At 61.1% G+C, this 18,968-nt stretch carries 11 protein-coding genes; 5 read left to right on the top strand and 6 right to left on the bottom strand.

The genetic code is table 11. The features are described from left to right. Nucleotides 1-9 precede the first annotated feature (9 nt). Nucleotides 10-1,494, top strand: a complete 1,485-nt coding sequence (gene putP / locus HX824_RS16245) for a sodium/proline symporter PutP (protein WP_003209422.1) — start codon at nucleotides 10-12, stop codon at nucleotides 1,492-1,494. A gap of 268 nt (nucleotides 1,495-1,762) precedes the next feature. Here putP and HX824_RS16240 read toward each other — a convergent pair whose 3' ends face one another. After that, nucleotides 1,763-2,257, bottom strand: a complete 495-nt coding sequence (locus HX824_RS16240) for a DUF2165 family protein (RefSeq protein WP_008439179.1) — start codon at nucleotides 2,255-2,257, stop codon at nucleotides 1,763-1,765. Nucleotides 2,258-2,445: 188 nt separating this feature from the next. Between HX824_RS16240 and HX824_RS16235 the strand changes: the two genes are divergently transcribed. Both HX824_RS16235 and HX824_RS16230 read left to right on the top strand, forming a co-directional pair. Beyond that, nucleotides 2,446-4,479: a type VI secretion system tip protein VgrG gene (locus HX824_RS16235; protein ID WP_177054801.1), complete on the top strand. Its 2,034-nt coding sequence runs from the start codon at nucleotides 2,446-2,448 to the stop codon at nucleotides 4,477-4,479. Further along, nucleotides 4,476-5,189, top strand: a complete 714-nt coding sequence (locus HX824_RS16230; RefSeq protein ID WP_023659354.1) for a DUF4123 domain-containing protein — start codon at nucleotides 4,476-4,478, stop codon at nucleotides 5,187-5,189. Before HX824_RS16235 ends, HX824_RS16230 begins: the two co-directional genes overlap by 4 nt. On the opposite strand, the gene HX824_RS16225 is transcribed toward HX824_RS16230, so the two are convergent. Then, nucleotides 5,175-6,452, bottom strand: a complete 1,278-nt coding sequence (locus HX824_RS16225) for an O-acetylhomoserine aminocarboxypropyltransferase/cysteine synthase family protein (RefSeq protein WP_008439168.1) — start codon at nucleotides 6,450-6,452, stop codon at nucleotides 5,175-5,177. The two genes, HX824_RS16230 and HX824_RS16225, sit on opposite strands and share 15 nt — an antisense overlap. Nucleotides 6,453-6,626: 174 nt before the next feature. Here HX824_RS16225 and HX824_RS16220 point away from each other — a divergent pair, with 174 nt between their 5' ends. After that, nucleotides 6,627-7,463, top strand: coding sequence for a 23S rRNA (adenine(2030)-N(6))-methyltransferase RlmJ (locus tag HX824_RS16220; protein WP_003209435.1), 837 nt, complete (start codon nucleotides 6,627-6,629; stop codon nucleotides 7,461-7,463). Between the two features lie 123 nt (nucleotides 7,464-7,586). Here the strand turns inward: HX824_RS16220 and msrA are convergent, their stop codons facing one another. From msrA to aceE, 4 genes are all read right to left on the bottom strand, one after another. Further along, a complete protein-coding gene (msrA, locus tag HX824_RS16215; RefSeq protein ID WP_003209436.1) occupies nucleotides 7,587-8,234 on the bottom strand; it encodes a peptide-methionine (S)-S-oxide reductase MsrA in 648 nt (215 codons plus the stop codon). A 74-nt stretch (nucleotides 8,235-8,308) separates the two neighbouring features. Further along, entirely contained in the window at nucleotides 8,309-10,999 is a 2,691-nt protein-coding gene (locus HX824_RS16210; protein ID WP_003209437.1) for a bifunctional diguanylate cyclase/phosphodiesterase, read from the bottom strand. 315 nt (nucleotides 11,000-11,314) lie between these two features. Then, on the bottom strand, nucleotides 11,315-12,955 hold the full coding sequence (aceF, locus tag HX824_RS16205; RefSeq protein ID WP_177054800.1) for a dihydrolipoyllysine-residue acetyltransferase: 1,641 nt from the start codon (nucleotides 12,953-12,955) through the stop codon (nucleotides 11,315-11,317). A gap of 11 nt (nucleotides 12,956-12,966) precedes the next feature. Beyond that, nucleotides 12,967-15,612, bottom strand: coding sequence for a pyruvate dehydrogenase (acetyl-transferring), homodimeric type (gene aceE, locus HX824_RS16200; RefSeq protein WP_003209439.1), 2,646 nt, complete (start codon nucleotides 15,610-15,612; stop codon nucleotides 12,967-12,969). 383 nt (nucleotides 15,613-15,995) lie between these two features. Here aceE and glnE point away from each other — a divergent pair, with 383 nt between their 5' ends. Then, nucleotides 15,996-18,935 carry a bifunctional [glutamate--ammonia ligase]-adenylyl-L-tyrosine phosphorylase/[glutamate--ammonia-ligase] adenylyltransferase gene (gene glnE / locus HX824_RS16195; RefSeq protein WP_102367964.1) on the top strand — a complete coding sequence of 980 codons (2,940 nt, stop codon included), beginning with the start codon at nucleotides 15,996-15,998 and terminating at the stop codon, nucleotides 18,933-18,935. The last annotated feature ends 33 nt before the right edge of the window (nucleotides 18,936-18,968 follow it).

Below are 18,968 nucleotides of genomic sequence, written 5' to 3'. Positions count from 1 at the left end.
CGTAACTCAATGAGCGTAAGTAATCCTACCCTGATCACATTTGTGATCTATATCGCTGCCATGGTGCTGATCGGCTTTATGGCCTATCGCTCCACCAACAACCTTTCCGACTACATCCTCGGCGGTCGCAGCCTCGGCAGCGTGGTTACCGCGCTTTCGGCCGGTGCCTCGGACATGAGCGGCTGGTTGCTGATGGGCTTGCCCGGCGCGATCTACATGTCTGGCCTGTCGGAAAGCTGGATCGCCATCGGCCTGATCGTCGGTGCCTACCTGAACTGGCTGTTTGTAGCCGGCCGCCTGCGGGTGCAGACCGAGCACAACGGCGACGCCCTGACCCTGCCGGATTACTTCTCCAGCCGTTTCGAAGATAAAAGCGGCCTGCTGCGAATCATCTCTGCGGTGGTGATCCTGGTGTTCTTCACCATCTACTGCGCTTCCGGCATCGTGGCTGGCGCCCGTCTGTTTGAAAGCACCTTCGGCATGTCCTACGAGACCGCGCTGTGGGCCGGTGCTGCCGCAACCATTGCCTACACCTTCGTCGGTGGTTTCCTGGCCGTGAGCTGGACCGACACCGTGCAAGCCACGCTGATGATCTTCGCCTTGTTGCTGACCCCGATCATCGTGCTGCTGGCCACCGGTGGCGTCGACACCACCTTCCTGGCGATCGAAGCGCAGAACCCTGACAACTTCAACATGCTGAAAAACACCACCTTCATCGGCATCATTTCGCTGATGGGCTGGGGCCTGGGTTACTTCGGCCAGCCGCACATCCTCGCGCGTTTCATGGCGGCGGATTCGGTGAAATCGATTGCCAACGCACGTCGCATCTCCATGACCTGGATGATCCTGTGCCTGGGCGGCACCGTGGCGGTGGGCTTCTTCGGTATCGCCTACTTCTCGGCGCACCCGGAAGTCGCCGGTCCCGTGACCGAGAACCACGAGCGTGTGTTCATCGAACTGGCCAAGCTGCTGTTCAACCCATGGATTGCCGGTGTGTTGCTGTCGGCCATCCTGGCGGCGGTAATGAGCACCCTGAGCTGCCAGTTGTTGGTGTGCTCCAGTGCCCTCACCGAAGACTTCTACAAAACCTTCCTGCGTAAAAACGCCTCCCAGGTCGAGCTGGTATGGGTCGGTCGCGCCATGGTGCTGTTGGTGGCGCTGATTGCCATCGCCATGGCCGCCAACCCGGAAAACCGCGTACTGGGCCTGGTGAGCTACGCCTGGGCCGGTTTCGGTGCTGCGTTCGGTCCTGTGGTACTGATCTCCGTACTGTGGAAAGGCATGACGCGTAATGGCGCATTGGCCGGCATCCTGGTGGGTGCGATCACCGTGATCGTGTGGAAGCACTTCAGCCTGTTTGGCCTGTACGAAATCATCCCGGGCTTCATCTTCGCCAGCCTGGCGATCTACTTCGTGAGCAAGCTGGGCGCTCCGACGGCTGGCATGCTTCAGCGGTTTGACGCAGCCGAGGCGGATTACAACCTCAACAAGTAATCGGCGGGGGCTTGAATGCCCGCTGAAGTGAAAACGGCCCGCATCTTTTGGATGACGGGCCGTTTTTTTGCCTTCCAGATCTCGCAGTGTTGTTTTCACAGATTCAGATGATCACTGAAGTAAACGGCCAATTTAAGGGCTCGCCTGGTGGCTGTGAGCGTTGAATGTGAGGCGGTTTTTATACTTTGGGAAAAGGGCTACAAACTACCGTCAGCTATCTGACAGTAGTTTGTGAAAGGGCATCCACCGATTTTGAATTCGTGGTTTTTCAGTCGTGGTCAGTGTCCGGCTGGTTGAGAAAAATCAGCACACCCAGGATCGCCATATAGAACTTGAACGCCGCTTCCTGGCCGTTCCACTGATGGGATTGCCACATCAGGAACCACTCGCCGCCGATCACCATAAAGCCGAAGAACCACACCACAAAACCCAGGGTCAGCCCGACGATTGCGCTTTTCTTGGCGCGATTGAAGTCGATACCTGTGGCACGACGAGCCCGCCACAAGGCCAGTGCTCCACGCGCCAGCAGCACGGCCGTCAGGGCTTCACCGGCGATGATCAGCCAATATGCACCGTGCCACAGCCATGGGGTGGTGATGGCGCGATACATCGCGGCGTTGCCGGGGAAGGTGGTGTCCATGCTCAGCACATGTTTGACGAAGGCAAAGTTGGAGCCGTAGTCGGTGATGTTGCTGAAGGCCACGAGTGTGGCGAAGGCTGCCAGGGCAAGGGTCAGGACGATTTTTGCGTAGCGGGTGGCCATGTTTTTTCCATTGTCATGGGGCGACGGGGGACGAATACGCTAGCACGCTGGTGGTAGGGCTTCGATGCCTGATACATGAAGATTAAAGCGCCTGCGATGTAGGGATTTACTGATTTGCCTGCAGCGCACTCAGCTCGGCAAACAGCTGGTGCAGAATCGGCCACCCACTACTCGCAGAGAAACACCGGATGTTCGCTCCTGCCAATCAAAGTGCCTTTAGCCTGACCCTCGACGGTGTGCCCAGTGATCTCAAGGTACGTGAGTTCACGGGCGATGAATTCGTCAGCCTGCCCTATCGTTTTGACCTTGAACTGGTCAGCGAGCAACCCGACCTTGACCTGGAAAGCTTGATGCATCGCCAGGCGTTCCTGGGGTTTGATGCGCATGGCCATGGTATTCATGGCCAGGTCTATCGGGTGGCGCAAGGCGACTCGGGCAAGCGCCTGACGCGTTATCAGATCACGCTGGTTCCGCAGTTGGCTTATCTTGAGCACAGCGCTCACCAGCGGATTTTCCAGAACCGGACGGTGCCGCAGATCATTGCACTGGTGCTGGAAGGGCAGGGTATCCAGGCGGATGCCTTCTCGTTTCAACTGAGCGGGGTGTACCCCGAGCGTGAGTACTGCGTTCAGTTTGGCGAAACCGATCTGGCGTTCATCCAGCGCTTGTGCGCCGAGTCGGGCATTCACTACCACTTCCAGCACCACCCCGAGCGCCACCTTTTGGTGTTCGGCGATGACCAGAGCGTGTTCGCCCAGCCTGAGCAAGCCACTCAATACGCGGCGGGTTCGGGGATGGTTGCCGACACGCCGGTGATCAAGCGTTTTACCCTGCGGTTGCAGACCCGTACCAGCGATGTGAATCTGCGGGACTACGACTTCAGAAAGCCACGCCTGACCTTGGAAAGCACGGTGTCCGGCGGCCAGCGTCCCATGCTGGAGGAACAGTGTTATCCCGGGAATTTTACGGATCGCGCTCATGGTAAATACCTGGCGCAACGTAGGTTGGAGCGCCATCGCGGTGACTTTCGCCAGGCCAGTGGCCATAGCGACCAGCCGTCCCTGGTCAGCGGGCAGTTCCTGAGGATGGAAGGGCATCCTCGCCAGGAATGGAATGATTTGTGGCTGGTCACCCAGGTGACGCATGCAGGGCGCCAGCCTCAGGTGCTGGAGGAGTCGGCCATCGACGCCTCAGGTGATGAATCGGCTCAGGGCTACAGCAATCACTTTGTCGTAACGCCATGGGAGGTGCCGTTTCGAACACCGCTGCTGGTATCGCGACCGCCGGTGTCTGGCTATCAAAACGCAGTGGTTACAGGGCCGGCAGGCAGCGAGATCCATTGTGACGAGTATGGCCGGGTCAAGGTGCAGATGGCCTGGGATCGCGCCGGGGAGCACGACGAACATTCCAGTTGCTGGCTGCGGGTGGCCAGTGGCTGGGCCCATGAGCACTACGGCTCGGTGTTGATCCCGCGGGTGGGCATGGAGGTGCTGGTGGGTTTCGTCGACGGCGACGCCGACACGCCGCTGGTGGTCGGTTGCCTGGCCAATGCCGCCACGCCGGTGCCGCTGGACCTGCCAGCCGACAAGACCCGCAGCATCTTCCGTAGCCAGACCAGCCCCGGCGGCGGTGGCTACAACGAGCTGCGCATCGAGGACCGCAAGGGTGCCGAGGAAATCTACCTGCGCGCCCAGCGCAACTGGACCCAGCATGTACTGCACGACCAGCACGTGCAGGTCGACAACCAGCGCGATGTGATCGTCAAAGGCCTTGATCGTCACGAGCTTCAGGGCGAAGAACAGCGCACCACCCACGGCAACCGCCTGACCGAACTCAAGCAGGACGATCACCTGATGGTCGCGGGCTCCCAGCAGGTACGTGCCGGGTTGACCATTCACATCGGTGCCGGGCAAAACGTCGTTATTGATGCGGGTGCCAGCGTGACCCTCCAGGCCGGTGGGCAGTGGATCAACGTTTCGGCGGGCGGGATTTTCAGCAGCACGCAAATCCAGCTTGGCGGCGCCCCGTCACCGGCGGGAGCGCCGCTGACGCCGGGGCTGCAGGAAAAGTTGCTGGCGGTAATACCTGCACCGTTGAGTGCCGTCCAGGTGTTAAGCCTGAAGCGCAGCGCACCCTTTTGCGAAGAGTGCGAGCGCTGCAGGAATGGCGTGTGCAATACGCCCCTGCATCGCAATACATCACTGCCCGCGGGTGCGCCATGATTTCTCCCGGGCAGTGGCTTGAGGCTGCGCCGTTGCAGGCGGGCGAGCAGTTGTTTGTGGTGATGGGCAATGCCAGCGACTGCAAGCCGCTCGATGCGTGGCGGCGTACCGACGGACGTGCACTTAGCCCCATCTGGGCGGGTAGCGAGTATGCAGCGTGGGAGGAGGTCATGCCCTACGTCGCGGTGGTCGCCGTGGACAGCGCTTTTCTGAAATGGGCCGCCGAATGCGAAGGTATCGACTGGGGTTGGCTGGCGGTGTCGTCCTGTTCCTTGCACACCGTCGTCGAGCATCTGCGCAGCCTGACCAAGGTACTGTTGCCGGAAGGGCCGGCGGTGTTCTTTCGCTTCTGGGACGGTGCTTATGTCCTGCCTGTGTTGCAGGCGCTGGGGCCACAGGCAAAGGAGTTGCTCCCGGTGTTCAGTCGCTACTGGATCAATGGTCGCCAGCATGAGGTAGCGGTTACGGCAGCGGGAGCGGCAAAGCCCGGCCCATGGTGGCAAGTGCCGCCGCATGTTCTCCAGCACCTGGGTGAGCAATCGAGCGTTACGCAGGTGGACAACCTGTTGCAATGGCTGGAAGAACAGCGCCCGGACCTATACAGCGCCTTTGTGCCGGCGACCTTGAAGCACAAGGTCGCCTACTTCGTGCGCCGGCCGGATGTCAGCCATCAGGCGCTGGCCGCCTGGCTGGCCTCAGAGCTGGGTTGAGGCCAGCGACTGCTGCAAGTCTTCGATCAGGTCCTCAATCGCCTCAATGCCGACAGACAGGCGAATCATCTCCGGCTTCACCCCGGCCTTCGCCTGCTCCTGTTCATTCATCTGGCGATGGGTGGTGGACGCCGGGTGGCAGGCCAGGGACTTGGCATCGCCAATGTTCACCAGGCGCTTGAAGATCTGCAGCGAATCGTAGAAACGCACGCCCGCCTCATAACCACCCTTCAGGCCGAAGGACAGAATCGCCGACGGTTTGCCCTGCATGTATTTCTGCGCCAGGTGATGGTGGGGGTGATCCGGCAGGCCGGCGTAGCTGACCCACTCCACCAGTGCGTGGTCTTGCAGGAAGTGGGCAATCTTCAAGGCGTTTTCGGTGTGGCGCTCCATGCGCAGGGCCAGGGTTTCCAGGCCTTGCAGCAGCAGGAATGCATTCATCGGCGCCAGGGCCGCGCCGGTGTTGCGCAGCGGCACGGTACGGGCGCGGGCAATGAACGCCGCCGGGCCGAATTTTTCGGTGTAGACCACACCGTGATAGGCCGGCTCCGGCTGGTTGAGGCCGGGGAATTTCTCCGGGTACTGGGTCCAGGGAAAGGTGCCGCTGTCGACGATCACGCCACCCAGCGAGTTGCCGTGGCCGCCCACGTATTTGGTCACCGAATGCACGACGATGTCCGCGCCGAACTGGATCGGCTTGCACAGGATTGGCGTGGCCACGGTGTTGTCCACCATCAGCGGCACGCCACGGGCGTGGGCGACGTTGGCCAGGGCTTCGATATCGATGATATTGCCTGCCGGGTTGCCGATGCTCTCGCAGTACACCAGTTTGGTGTTGTCATCGATCAGCTCGGCGATGGCTTCGGCGCAGTCGTCACGGGCGAAGCGCACGTCAACGCCGAAGCTCGGCAGCAAGTGGGCGAACAGGGTGTAGGTGCCACCGTACAGCTGCGGGGTGGTGACGATGTTGTCACCGGCACGGGTCAGGGTCTGGATCGCGTAGTGGATCGCCGCGCTGCCGGCCGACACCGCCAGGGCCGCGATGCCGCCTTCCAGCGCCGCGATGCGTTGCTCCAGCACGTCGTTGGTGGGGTTCATGATGCGCGTGTAGATATTGCCGGGCACGTCGAGGTTGAACAGGTCGGCGCCGTGCTGGGCGTTATCGAATTCGAAAGCGACGTTCTGGTAGATCGGCACGGCGACGGCCTTGGTAGTCGGGTCCGACTTGAAGCCATGGTGCAAAGCGATGGTGGCGTCTTTCATGAGTTGTTATGACCTCCATGGATAATTGCTCGCCACAATAAATCCGCTTTCGCACCGCCAATTAGACTATTTTCGGCAGCGCCCCTGTGTTTGCGGCATAAGCGCCACCTGACGCGCAGCCCTGCACCTTTGCCTGCGTAAAAGGTAAACTTCGCCCCCTGCGCAGGAGCAACCATGAATTATCGTCACGCCTATCACGCCGGCAACCACGCCGATGTCTTCAAACACCTGACCTTGACCCGCCTCATCGCCCTGATGTCGCGCAAGGAGCAGCCGTTTGCCTATCTCGACACCCACGCCGGCATTGGTCTGTACGACCTGCAGGGCGACCAGGCGAACCGTACCGGTGAATACCTGGAAGGCATCGCCCGCCTGTGGGGCCAGGCCGACCTGCCGCCGCTGACCGCCGATTACATGCGTGTGCTGCACGAGATGAACCCGGATGGCGAATTGCGCTACTACCCGGGTTCGCCGGAGCTGGCGCGACGCCTGACTCGTCCTCAGGACCGCGTGCTGCTCAACGAAAAGCACCCGGAAGACGGCCTGCTGCTCAAGGACAACATGAAGGGTGATCGTCGGGTGAAAGTCCACCTTGGCGAAGGTTGGCACGTGCCGCGGGCATTGCTGCCGGTGCCGGAAAAGCGTGCGTTGATGTTGATAGACCCGCCGTTCGAGAAGCTCGACGAGATGCAGCGCTGCGCCGCGTCCCTCAAGGAAGCCGTGAGCCGGATGCGCCAGACGGTGGCTGCGATCTGGTACCCGGTGAAGGACCAGCGCATGCTGCGCCGCTTCTACCAGGACCTGGCCGGTACCGGTGCGCCGAAGTTGCTGCGGGTGGAATTGCTGGTGCATCCGCTGGACACGCCCAACACCCTGACCGGTTCGGGTCTGGCGATTGCCAATCCGCCGTGGGGGCTGGAGGAGGAGTTGCGTGAGCTGCTGCCGTGGTTGTCCAAGCAGCTTGGGCAAACCCAGGGTGGCTGGCAGATGGATTGGCTTATCGCCGAGTAACTGATCGTTCCCACGCTCTGCGTGGGAACGCATCCTGTGACGCTCTGCGTCACGAATTTCAGAGCGGACGCGGAGCGCCCAGAGCGGCATTCCCACGCAGAGCGTGGGAACGATCTGGTGCAATCAGATCGGGCAGGTCACGCCGGTGCCGCCGATTCCGCAGTAACCCTGCGGATTCTTCGCCAGGTACTGCTGGTGGTACGCCTCGGCGAAATACACCGTCGGCGCTTCTTCGATTTCGGTGGTGATGGTGCCCAGGCCCGCCTTGGTCAATTCCGCCTGATAAGCCTCTGCGCTGGCCTTCGCCGCCTCCAGGTGCTCCGGCTTGACCGCGTAGATCACCGAGCGGTACTGGCTGCCGATGTCATTGCCCTGGCGCATGCCCTGGGTCGGGTTGTGCAGTTCCCAGAACATTTTCAGCAGCTCTTCGTAGCTGATCTTGTCCTGGTCAAACACCACCAACACCACTTCGCTGTGGCCGGTCAGGCCCGAGCAGACTTCTTCATACGTCGGGTTCGGCGTGTAGCCGCCGGCATAGCCCACCACAGTGCTGACCACACCGTCACGCTGCCAGAAACGACGCTCTGCACCCCAGAAGCAACCCAGGCCGAAGATCGCAAACTCTACGTTATCGACAAACGGGCCCAGCAGCGGGTTGCCGTTGACGAAGTGCGTCTCGGGCAGCGACATCGGGGTTTCACGGCCAGGCAAAGCTTGTTCTTGAGTGGGAAGCACGTTTTTATTCACCAGGATTTCCGAGCGCAAGACCATGATCAGTCCTCTCAGTCAGATTGAGTTACAAGTAAGAGTTCAGACTGCCAGTGTGCCCGAGTGTTACCGCGCTGTCAGGCGATTGGCCCGCGAGGGTAGCGTTTAAGCATCGTCATCAGCTCGGCCCCCGGGATTGGCCGGTCGAACAGGTAGCCCTGGCCGACGTCGCAACGGTGGCGGCGCAGGAACGCCAGCTGCTCGGCAGTCTCGATGCCTTCGGCCACCACCTTGAGCTTGAGGTTGTGGGCCATGGCGATCACCGCCGAGGTGATTTCCATGTCGTCCTGGTTGTCCGGGATTTCATGGATGAAGCTGCGATCAATCTTGATGATGTCGATCGGGAATTTTTTCAGGTAGCTCAGCGACGAGTAACCGGTACCGAAGTCATCCATCGCCAGGGTCAAGCCGAAACTCTTCAGTTGGTCCAGTTGCAGGCGCGTGTCTTCGGTGGCTTCCAGCAGCAGGCCTTCGGTCAACTCCAGTTCCAGCAGGTTGGCCGGCAACTGTTCTTCCTTGAGGATCGTGGCAATCGAGGCCACCAGGTCCGGGTCGGAAAACTGCTTGGGCGACAGGTTGATCGCCACTTGCAGGTTGCCCATGCCGGCGGCTGTCAGTTGTCGGCTCATGCGGCAGGCCTGGCGGGCGATCCATTTGCCGATGGGGATGATCAACCCGGTCTCTTCAGCCACGCTGATGAACTGATCGGGGCGGATCATGCCCTTTTCCGGATGGTTCCAGCGTAACAACGCTTCCATCCCCAGCAGACGACCGCTGCGCAGGCACAGCTTGGGCTGGTAGAACACGTCCAGTTCGTTCTGGGTCAGGGCGCGGCGCAGATTGTTTTCCACGAACAGCTTGTAGCTGGCTTCGGCATTCAGCGCTTCGGTAAATACCTGCACCTGGTGTTTGCCGTTGGCCTTGGCCTTGTGCAGCGCCAGGCCGGCGTTGCGCATCAGGGTCTGCGGGTCGCGGCCATGCAGCGGCGCGCAGGCGAGGCCCACGGAGCCGGTGACGCTGATCAGCTGGTTGTCGACGAACATCGGCTTGTCGAGGGTGGCTAGCAACTGGCTGGCGACCTGCTGGCCGGTTTCAAGGTCGGTATCGTCCAGCAGCACGGCAAATTCGTTACTGGCAAACCGCGCCAGGCTGCCACTGGCGGTCAGGCTGTTGCGCAGGCGCCGGGCCAGGCTGATCAGCAGCTTGTCGCCGGTCTGGTGGCCGAGGCTGTCGTTGATCCGCTTGAAGTTGTCGATGTCCACCAGCAGCAGGCTGATGGGGCTGTCGCTGTCGCGGGCAAAGCGTTCGTCCAGGTTGCGGATGAACGCCGGGCGGTTGCCCAGGTTGGTCAGGTTGTCGGTGTAGGCCAGCCGCTCGATGCGCTGCTGGGCCAGCTTGGTCTGGGTGATGTCTTCGTAGATGCCGATGTAATGGGTCAACTCACGGTTATCGCCATAAACCTTGGAGATCGACAACTGGCCCCAGTAGGGTTCGAGGTTCTTGCGCCGGCTCTTGAACTCGCCTTGCCAACTGTTGCTCTTGGCCAGGCTTGAAGGTGCGTCGAACAGCAGCTCGCTGAGGTTCTCCAGCGCCGGCAGTTCCGACAGCTGGTGGCCGTGGACTTCTTCGGTGCTGTACTGGGTGATCGCGGTAAAGCTGGGGTTGACGTATTCCACCACGCCGTCGCAATTGACCAGCAGGAACGCATTGGCGCTTTGCTCCACGGCTCGCTGGAACAAGTGCAGGGCACTGGTGGCGGTGCGGCGGTTGTGGTTGTTGATCACCTGGGCGAACTGGTCGGCCAGCTCGCCGGCAAAGGCGATCTCGTCGGACTGCCAGACGCGGGTGCTGCCACTTTGCTCCAGGCACAACACGCCGACCACGTTGCCATCGACGCGGATGCTGGCGTCGAGCATGGCGTGGATGTCCCGCGGGCGCAGGCTCTCGGCCATTTCACGCGTGCGTGGGTCGCGCATGGCGTTGGTGGCGTCGATCGCACGGCTGGTTTGCAGGGCTTCCAGGTAATCCGGGAAGCCACTGGCATCGATAGACTCTGGCAGGTGGTGCTGCTGATCGGCGCGGTGATAAGCGGAAATCGGCACCAGATGCTGGTTTTCGAGGTTCCAGATGCTCGCGCAGTCGATCTGGTAGATATCGCAGGCACTGCGGGTGATCAGCTCGGCGGCTTCCTGCAGCGAGTTGTTGGTGCTGTAGCGCTGGCGGGCCAGCAGCAGGATCAATTCCTGCTGGGCGCGTACCCGCTCAAGGTGTTGCAGTTGTTCCTGCTGGGCGCGCTGGTTGAGTTCCAGGGCAATCTGCAAGCGGCTGTTCTGGCTCTCCAGGTCTGCCGCAGGGGCCGGTGGGAGATCACTGAACAGGCCGTCGACCACCATCAGGTAGCCGCGCAGCAGGTGACGATTGTGTTGTTTGTAGGCTTCACCCAGTTCCAGCAGGCTCAACGGGCCGTCGTTGGTGTGCAGGGTGTAGCGCACCAGGTAATGCGGGCTGATGGTCAGCTGTTCCTGGATCGCATCATGCAGCTGATAGCGCGCCTGGGGCTCCATCAGGCTGGCGTAGGGCGAGCCGATCAGGGCGCACAGTTCCATCGCGGGCAGGCCGAACTGGCGTTCGCAATTGGGGTCGAGGTACAGCAGGGCCCAGCTAGCCTCATTAAGCCGCTCGAAACGCAGCATACCGAGGCGCGAAGGCACCGGTAATTGCGTCACTACCTCGGCCGCCGTACGGGCGACATCGGGTTGGCTTTTCATGGGGAAACTCGCTTGGAAAAATGCGCATCGCGCCGGGCTCACGCCCTCTTTACTGTTGCCTGCGGCAAGGTTGCATCATGCAGCACAGGCTGACAAGAGAGGATGAAGGCTAAGTGCTATAAGTGGGTTATCGGCCAGCGAGCGGTTTTCTGCAACCGGGGTGATGGGCGGTGTACAACCTCGATTTCCGTGTCCAGGTTTTCCCTGGAAAGCAGGCAAAAAAAGCCCCGCCAATTGGCGGGGTTGAGGTACGAGCGTGGCGCTCGGAAATCGTTGAAGCCAGGTCTTCTGCATGGGCAGAAGACCTGTTGTGGCTTAAAGCAGGATGGTGCGGATGTCGTTCAGCAACTGGCTCAGGCGCTGGGTGAAGCGTGCGGCAGCCGCGCCGTTGATCACACGGTGATCGTAGGACAGCGACAGTGGCAGCATCAGCTTCGGCTGGAACGCTTTACCGTCCCACACAGGCTGGATAGTGGCCTTGGAAACACCCAGGATCGCCACTTCCGGCGCGTTGACGATTGGCGTGAAGCCAGTGCCGCCAATGTGCCCGAGGCTGGAGATGGTGAAGCACGCGCCCTGCATGTCGTCCGGGGTGAGCTTCTTGTCGCGGGCCTTGGCAGCCAGTGCAGCAGCCTCAGCGGCAAGCTGCAGCAGGCTCTTCTGGTCGACGTTCTTGATGACCGGTACCAGCAGGCCATCCGGAGTGTCGACGGCAAAGCCGATGTGCACGTACTTCTTGCGAATGATCGCCTTGCCGCTTGGCGCCAGCGAACTGTTGAAGTCCGGCAGTTCCTTGAGCAAATGTGCGCAAGCCTTGAGCAGCAGGGGCAGCACGGTCAGCTTCACGCCGGCCTTCTCGGCCACGGCTTTCTGCGCAACGCGGAATGCTTCCAGGTCGGTGATGTCGGCCTGGTCGAACTGGGTCACGTGCGGGATGTTCAGCCAGCTGGCGTGCAGGCCGGCCGCGCCGATTTGCATCAGGCGGGTCATCGGCACTTCTTCGATTTCGCCGAAGCGGCTGAAGTCGACGGTGCGGATCGGCGGAATGCCCGAGCCACCGGTAGCAGCGCCGGCAGCCGGAGCTTCCTTGGCCTTCTGCATCATGGATTTGACGTAAACCTGCACGTCTTCCTTGAGCACGCGACCGTGAGGACCGCTGGCGGTTACCGCGCTCAACTCGACGCCGAATTCACGGGCCAGTTGGCGCACGGCAGGGCCGGCATGAACCTTGGCACCGCTTGGCGCAGGTGCAGTCGCCGGAGCCGGTGCGGCCTCGGCTTTTGCAGCAGGCGCAGGTGCAGGCGCGGCGGCAGCCGGTGCGGCTTCAGCCTTGGCGGCCGGAGCAGCGGCGGCCGGAGCGGCAGCAGGAGCCGAAGCGCCCGCTACTTTCAGCTTGAGGATGAAGTCACCAGTGCCGACTTCGTCTTCCAGCTTCACGGCAATGCTTTCCACCACGCCGGCTGCCGGCGAAGGGATTTCCATGGAGGCCTTGTCGGACTCCAGGGTGATCAGCGATTGATCGGCTTCGACGGTGTCGCCGACTTTAACCAGCAGCTCGATGATCTTGGCCTTGCCCGACGAACCGATGTCCGGAACATGAATGTCCTGGACTGTTTCGGCGGCAGGTGCAGCCGCCGGAGCCTCGGCAGCAGCGGCAGGCTTCTCGGCGGCAGGAGCCGGGGCAGCAGCAGGAGCGGCCGCCGCAGGGGCCGCATCAGCGGCACCTTCGATTTCCAGCTCAAGCAGTTCGTCGCCTTCTTTCAGGCGGTCGCCCAGCTTCACTTTCAGGCTTTTGACCACGCCGGCCTTGGGAGCAGGGATTTCCATGCTCGCCTTGTCCGATTCCAGGGTCAGGATGCTCTGGTCGGCTTCGACGGTGTCGCCGACCTTCACAAACAGTTCAATTACTTCACCTTCACCGCTGCCGATGTCAGGTACGCGAATGAGTTCGCTCACAGAAAGTCTCCTCAGCAGTCCAGTGGGTTGCGTTTTTCCGGGTTGATCCCGAACTTGACGATAGCGTCTGCTACCACCTTGGGTTCGATTTCACCACGGTCAGCCAAGGCTTCCAGGGCTGCCAACACCACGAAGTGACGGTCGACTTCGAAGAAGTGACGCAGCTTTTTGCGGCTGTCACTACGGCCGAAACCGTCGGTGCCCAGGACTTTGAATTCCTTGGACGGTACCCACTGACGAATTTGTTCAGCAAACAGCTTCATGTAGTCGGTAGAGGCGATAACCGGACCCTTACGGCCAGCCAGGCACTCTTCGACGTAGGTGCGCGCAGGCTTCTGGCCCGGGTGCAGGCGGTTGCTGCGCTCTACGGCCAGGCCGTCGCGACGCAGTTCGTTGAAGCTGGTAACGCTCCATACGTCAGCACCGACGTTGAACTCTTCACGCAGGATTTTTGCAGCTTCACGCACTTCGCGCAGGATGGTGCCGGAGCCCATCAGTTGCACGTGGTGAGCGGCTTCCTTGGTGTCTTCTTCGAGCAGGTACATGCCCTTGATGATGCCTTCCTCGACACCGGCCGGCATGGCTGGCTGCTGGTAGGACTCGTTCATGACGGTGATGTAGTAGAAAACGTCCTGCTGCTCTTCGGTCATCTTCTTCATGCCGTCCTGAATGATCACCGCCAGCTCATAGCCGTAGGTTGGATCAAAGGTGCGGCAGTTCGGGATGGTGCCCGCCAGGATGTGGCTGTGACCGTCTTCGTGTTGCAGGCCTTCGCCGTTCAGCGTGGTCCGCCCGGCAGTACCGCCGATCAGGAAGCCACGGGTACGGCTGTCGCCTGCTGCCCAAGCCAGGTCGCCAATACGCTGGAAACCGAACATCGAGTAGAAGATGTAGAACGGCAGCATCGGCTGGTTGTGGCTGGAGTACGAAGTACCGGCAGCGATGAAGGAGCTCATGGCGCCCGCTTCGTTGATGCCTTCTTCGAGGATCTGGCCCTTCTTGTCTTCCTTGTAGAACATCACCTGGTCTTTATCGACTGGCTCGTAGAGCTGGCCGACGGAGGAGTAGATGCCCAACTGACGGAACATGCCTTCCATACCGAAGGTACGGGCTTCGTCCGGGATGATCGGCACGATACGCGAGCCGATTTCCTTGTCCTTGACCAGCTGCGCGAGGATCCGCACGAAGGCCATGGTGGTGGAGATTTCACGGTCGCCCGAGCCGTCCAGGATTGCCTTGAGGGTATCCAGTGGCGGAGTCGGGATGTTGAAGCTCTTGGCGCGGCGCTGAGGCACGAAACCGCCCAGTGCAGTGCGACGCTCGCTGAGGTAGCGGGCTTCGGCGCTGTTTGGCTCCGGCTTGAAGAACGGCAGGTTCTCCAGCTCTTCGTCCTTGACCGGGATGTCGAAGCGGTCGCGGAACAACTTCAGGCTGTCGACATCGACTTTCTTGGTGTTGTGCGCAGTGTTCTTCGCTTCGCCGGCACCGGTGCCATAACCCTTGATGGTCTTGGCCAGGATGACGGTCGGTTGTTCTTTGTGGTTGACCGCTTCGTGGTACGCCGCGTAAACCTTGTACGGGTCGTGGCCGCCACGGTTGAGTTTCCAGATCTCGTCGTCGGACAGGTCTGCAACCATTGCCTTGAGTTCAGGCGTGTTGAAGAAGTGTTCACGTACGAACGCGCCGTCTTTGGCCTTGTAGTTCTGGTACTCGCCGTCGATGACTTCGTCCATGCGGCGTTGCAGGATGCCGTCGACGTCCTTGGCCAGCAGTGGGTCCCAGAAACGGCCCCAGATGACTTTGGTCACGTTCCACTGAGCACCACGGAACACGCCTTCGAGTTCCTGGATGATCTTGCCGTTGCCGCGAACCGGGCCGTCGAGGCGCTGCAGGTTGCAGTTGATGACGAAGATCAGGTTGTCCAGCTTCTCGCGACCGGCCAGGGAAATGGCGCCCAGGGATTCCGGCTCGTCACACTCGCCGTCGCCCAGGAAGCACCAGACTTTCTGCTTGCCTTCAGGGATGAAGCCACGGGCTTCCAGGTACTTCATGAAGCGTGCCTGGTAGATCGCCTGGATCGGGCCCAGGCCCATGGATACCGTCGGGAACTGCCAGAAATCAGGCATCAGCCAAGGGTGCGGATAGGACGAGAGGCCCTGGCCGTCGACTTCCTGGCGGAAGTTGTTCATTTGTTCTTCGGTGATGCGGCCTTCCATGAACGCACGGGCGTAGACGCCTGGCGAGGTGTGGCCCTGGAAGTAGATCAGGTCGCCGCCATGTTCTTCGGTCGGGGCCTGGAAGAAGTAGTTGAAGCCGATGTCATACAGGGTTGCGCTGGAAGCGAAGCTGGAGATGTGACCGCCCAGGTCAGAATCTTTCAAGTTCGTGCGCATTACCATCGCCATGGCGTTCCAGCGTACCAGCGAGCGAATGCGGCGTTCCATGAACAGGTCGCCAGGCATGCGTGCTTCGTGGGTTACCGGGATGGTGTTGCGATACGGCGTGGTGATGGCGTAGGGCAGTTGCGAGCCGCTGCGGGTCGCGAGTTCGCCCATACGGGTCATCAGGTAGTGAGCACGGTCTTCGCCTTCTTTGTCGAGAACCGATTCCAGGGCGTCCAGCCATTCCTGGGTTTCGACGGGATCGAGGTCTTGCATGGCTTGCTCCAGGGCGGAAAGGCTACCAGAATCGGTTGCCTGAAGTTTGCGACTGGCCTTGTGGGCAGACGACATAAATTCTTGGATGGCCGAAGGTTGCTTCGGCGTCCTGTAGTTTTACTACAAATCGTCGGCCATTTCAGCCTTTCGAATGTATATACGAGTAGTAAAACTACACAAAACTGAGCGGATTGCTCGGTCTAGCTGGCGAGCATAATCGTTATTGTTGATCTTTTGCGAACAAGAAAGGGTAGAGATTTGATGTTGACTGCCAAAAAAGAAAAATTTTCAGCTATTTCTAACCTTTGTTCGACAGTCCTTCACCGAGCGTGGTTCTTGCGTTCACAGCTACAAGCCCTTTACGCGCCGATCAAGGATAGACCATGAGCCTTCCAATGCAGGCCGAACTCCCGGCCATCCTGCTTCCATTTGCCAAGCGGGCCGAGCAGTCATTTCGTGACGCCGTGGCCGGATTGGACGGCGATAATGGCCTTTCTGAGTGGACGCCGCAACGTTGGGCTGACTTCGCCCGTGTGTGCGCCGCCAGTGATTTCGTCATTGAACAGAGTGTTCGTGACCCTTTGATGTTGCTCGAGCTGGTGGCCTGGGGCGAACTGGACCGCAGCTTTGCCCCCGGCGAGCTGTGCGGACAGATTGCAACGGCCGTGCAACAAGCCGAGACAGAAGACGAACTGGGCCGGGTTCTGCGCCGCCAGCGCACCCGCCAGCAGGTGCGGATCATCTGGCGCGACCTGACCCGACAGGCGGACCTGGTGCAAACCTGCCGCGACCTGTCGGACATGGCCGACGCCAGCATCGACCAGGCCTATCAGTGGTTGTACCAGCGCCACTGCGTATTGTTCGGCACACCCACGGGCCGTCGCAGCGGCGAACCGCAGCACATGGTCATCCTCGGCATGGGCAAGCTCGGCGCAGTGGAGCTGAACCTGTCGTCCGACATCGACCTGATCTTCGCCTACCCCGAAGGCGGCGACACGGTTGGCGTGAAGCGCTCGCTGGACAACCAGGAGTTCTTCATCCGCCTTGGTCAAAAACTGATCAAGGCCCTGGACCCGATGACCGTCGACGGCTTTGTGTTCCGGGTCGACATGCGCCTGCGACCTTACGGCTCAGCCGGGGCGCTGGTGCTCAGTTTCAACGCGCTGGAGCAGTACTACCAGGACCAGGGCCGCGACTGGGAACGCTACGCCATGATCAAGGCGCGGGTGGTGGCCGGTGACCAGGTGGCCGGTGCGCAACTGCTCGACATGCTGCGACCGTTTGTCTACCGGCGTTACCTGGACTTTTCCGCCATCGAAGCGCTGCGCACCATGAAGCAGCTGATCCAGCAGGAAGTGCGGCGCAAGGGCATGGCCGAGAACATCAAGCTCGGCTCGGGCGGCATCCGTGAAGTCGAATTTATCGCCCAGGCGTTCCAGCTGATCCACGGTGGCCGTGACCTGAGCCTGCAGCAGCGCCCACTGTTAAAAGTGCTGGGTACCCTGGAAGGCCAGGGTTACCTGCCGCCGGCGGTGGTCGCCGAGCTGCGCGATGGCTATGAATTCCTGCGCTACACCGAGCACGCGATTCAGGCGATCGCCGATCGCCAGACGCAGATGCTCCCGGATGGCACCGAAGACCAGGCGCGGATTGCCTTCATGCTGGGCTTTCCGGACTGGACCGCGTTTCATGAGCGCCTGATGTACTGGCGTGGCCGGGTGGACTGGCATTTCCGCCAGGTGATTGCCGATCCGGATGAAGAAGAGGGCGAAGAGAGCGAGTTGGTGGTGGGCGGTGAGTGGTTGCCGTTGTGGGAAGAGTCCCAGGACGAGGAAGCCGCCTGCCGTCAGTTGCAGGAAGGCGGTTTTACCGACGCGCCCAAAGCCTTGAAAACCCTGGCCGGCCTGCGCAGCAGTCCGCAATTGCGTGCCATGCAGCGCCTGGGTCGCGAGCGTCTGGATGCATTTATCCCGCGCTTGCTGGCCCAGGCCGTCGAACATGCCAACCCGGACCTGGTACTGGAGCGCGTCCTGCCCTTGGTCGAAGCCGTCGCCCGGCGTTCCGCTTATCTGGTGTTGCTGACGGAAAACCCCGACGCCCTGCGTCGCCTTCTGACCCTGTGCGCCGCCAGCCCGTGGATTGCCGAGCAGATCACTCGCTTCCCGCTGCTGCTGGATGAACTGCTCAACGAAGGCCGCCTGTTCAAGCCGCCGCTGGCGCCGGAACTGGCCGCCGAATTGCGCGAGCGCCTGACGCGCATCCCCGAAGATGACCTTGAGCAGCAGATGGAGGCCCTACGGCACTTCAAGCTGGCCCACCGCCTGCGGGTGGCCGCCTCGGAAATCGCCGGCAGCCTGCCGCTGATGAAAGTCAGCGACTACCTGACCTGGCTCGCCGAAGCCATCCTCGAACAAGTGCTGGCCCTGGCCTGGCGCCAGACGGTTGCCCGCTACGGCTCGCCGCAACGGGTGGACGGCACCTTGTGCGATCCTGGCTTCATCATTGTCGGTTATGGGAAAGTCGGCGGCATCGAATTGGGGCATGGTTCGGACCTGGACCTGGTGTTTATCCATGACGGTGACCCCCAGGCCGAAACCGACGGTGCCAAGCCGATCGATGGCGCGCAGTTCTTTACCCGGCTGGGGCAGCGGATCATTCACCTGCTGACCACCCAGACCAACTCGGGCCAGTTGTATGAAGTGGACATGCGCCTGCGGCCTTCGGGCGCATCCGGTTTGCTGGTGAGTTCCCTGGGCGCATTTGCGCGTTATCAGGAAAACGAAGCCTGGACCTGGGAGCACCAGGCGCTGGTGCGTGCGCGAGTGCTGGTAGGCAGTCAGGATGTGGGCCGTGCTTTCGAGCAGGTACGGGCGCAAGTGCTGGGCCGCGCGCAGGACCTGGACAAGCTGCGCCAGGAGGTCAGCGAGATGCGCGCCAAGATGCGCGACAACCTCGGCACCAAGTCCACGGCGGCGGGAACGGCGGCGAATGCCTTCGAACCCACGGCGTCGTTCGACCTCAAGCAGGACGCCGGAGGTATCGTCGATATTGAATTTATGGTGCAATACGCGGCTCTGGCGTGGTCTGCGCAACATCCATCGTTGCTGCGCTACACCGACAATATCCGCATTCTGGAAGGCCTGGAGCAGGTCGGGCTGATGCCCGCCGCCGATGCCCATTTGCTGCGCGAGGTGTATAAAGCCTACCGTTCCGCCGCTCACCGCCAGGCCCTGCAGAACGAGGCCGGTACGGTGGCCGGGGACCAGTTCGCTGACGAACGGCGCCAGGTGCAGCGAATCTGGCATGAACTGGGGTTAAGCTGAAACACTATATAAGGCGGGGAGGCATGAGCCTCC

The sequence above is a fragment of the Pseudomonas sp. D4002 genome (assembly GCF_013385665.1).
Lineage (GTDB): Bacteria > Pseudomonadota > Gammaproteobacteria > Pseudomonadales > Pseudomonadaceae > Aquipseudomonas.
The sequence above is the reverse complement of the archived record's forward strand: the minus strand, read 5'-3'. Positions and strand labels throughout refer to the sequence as shown.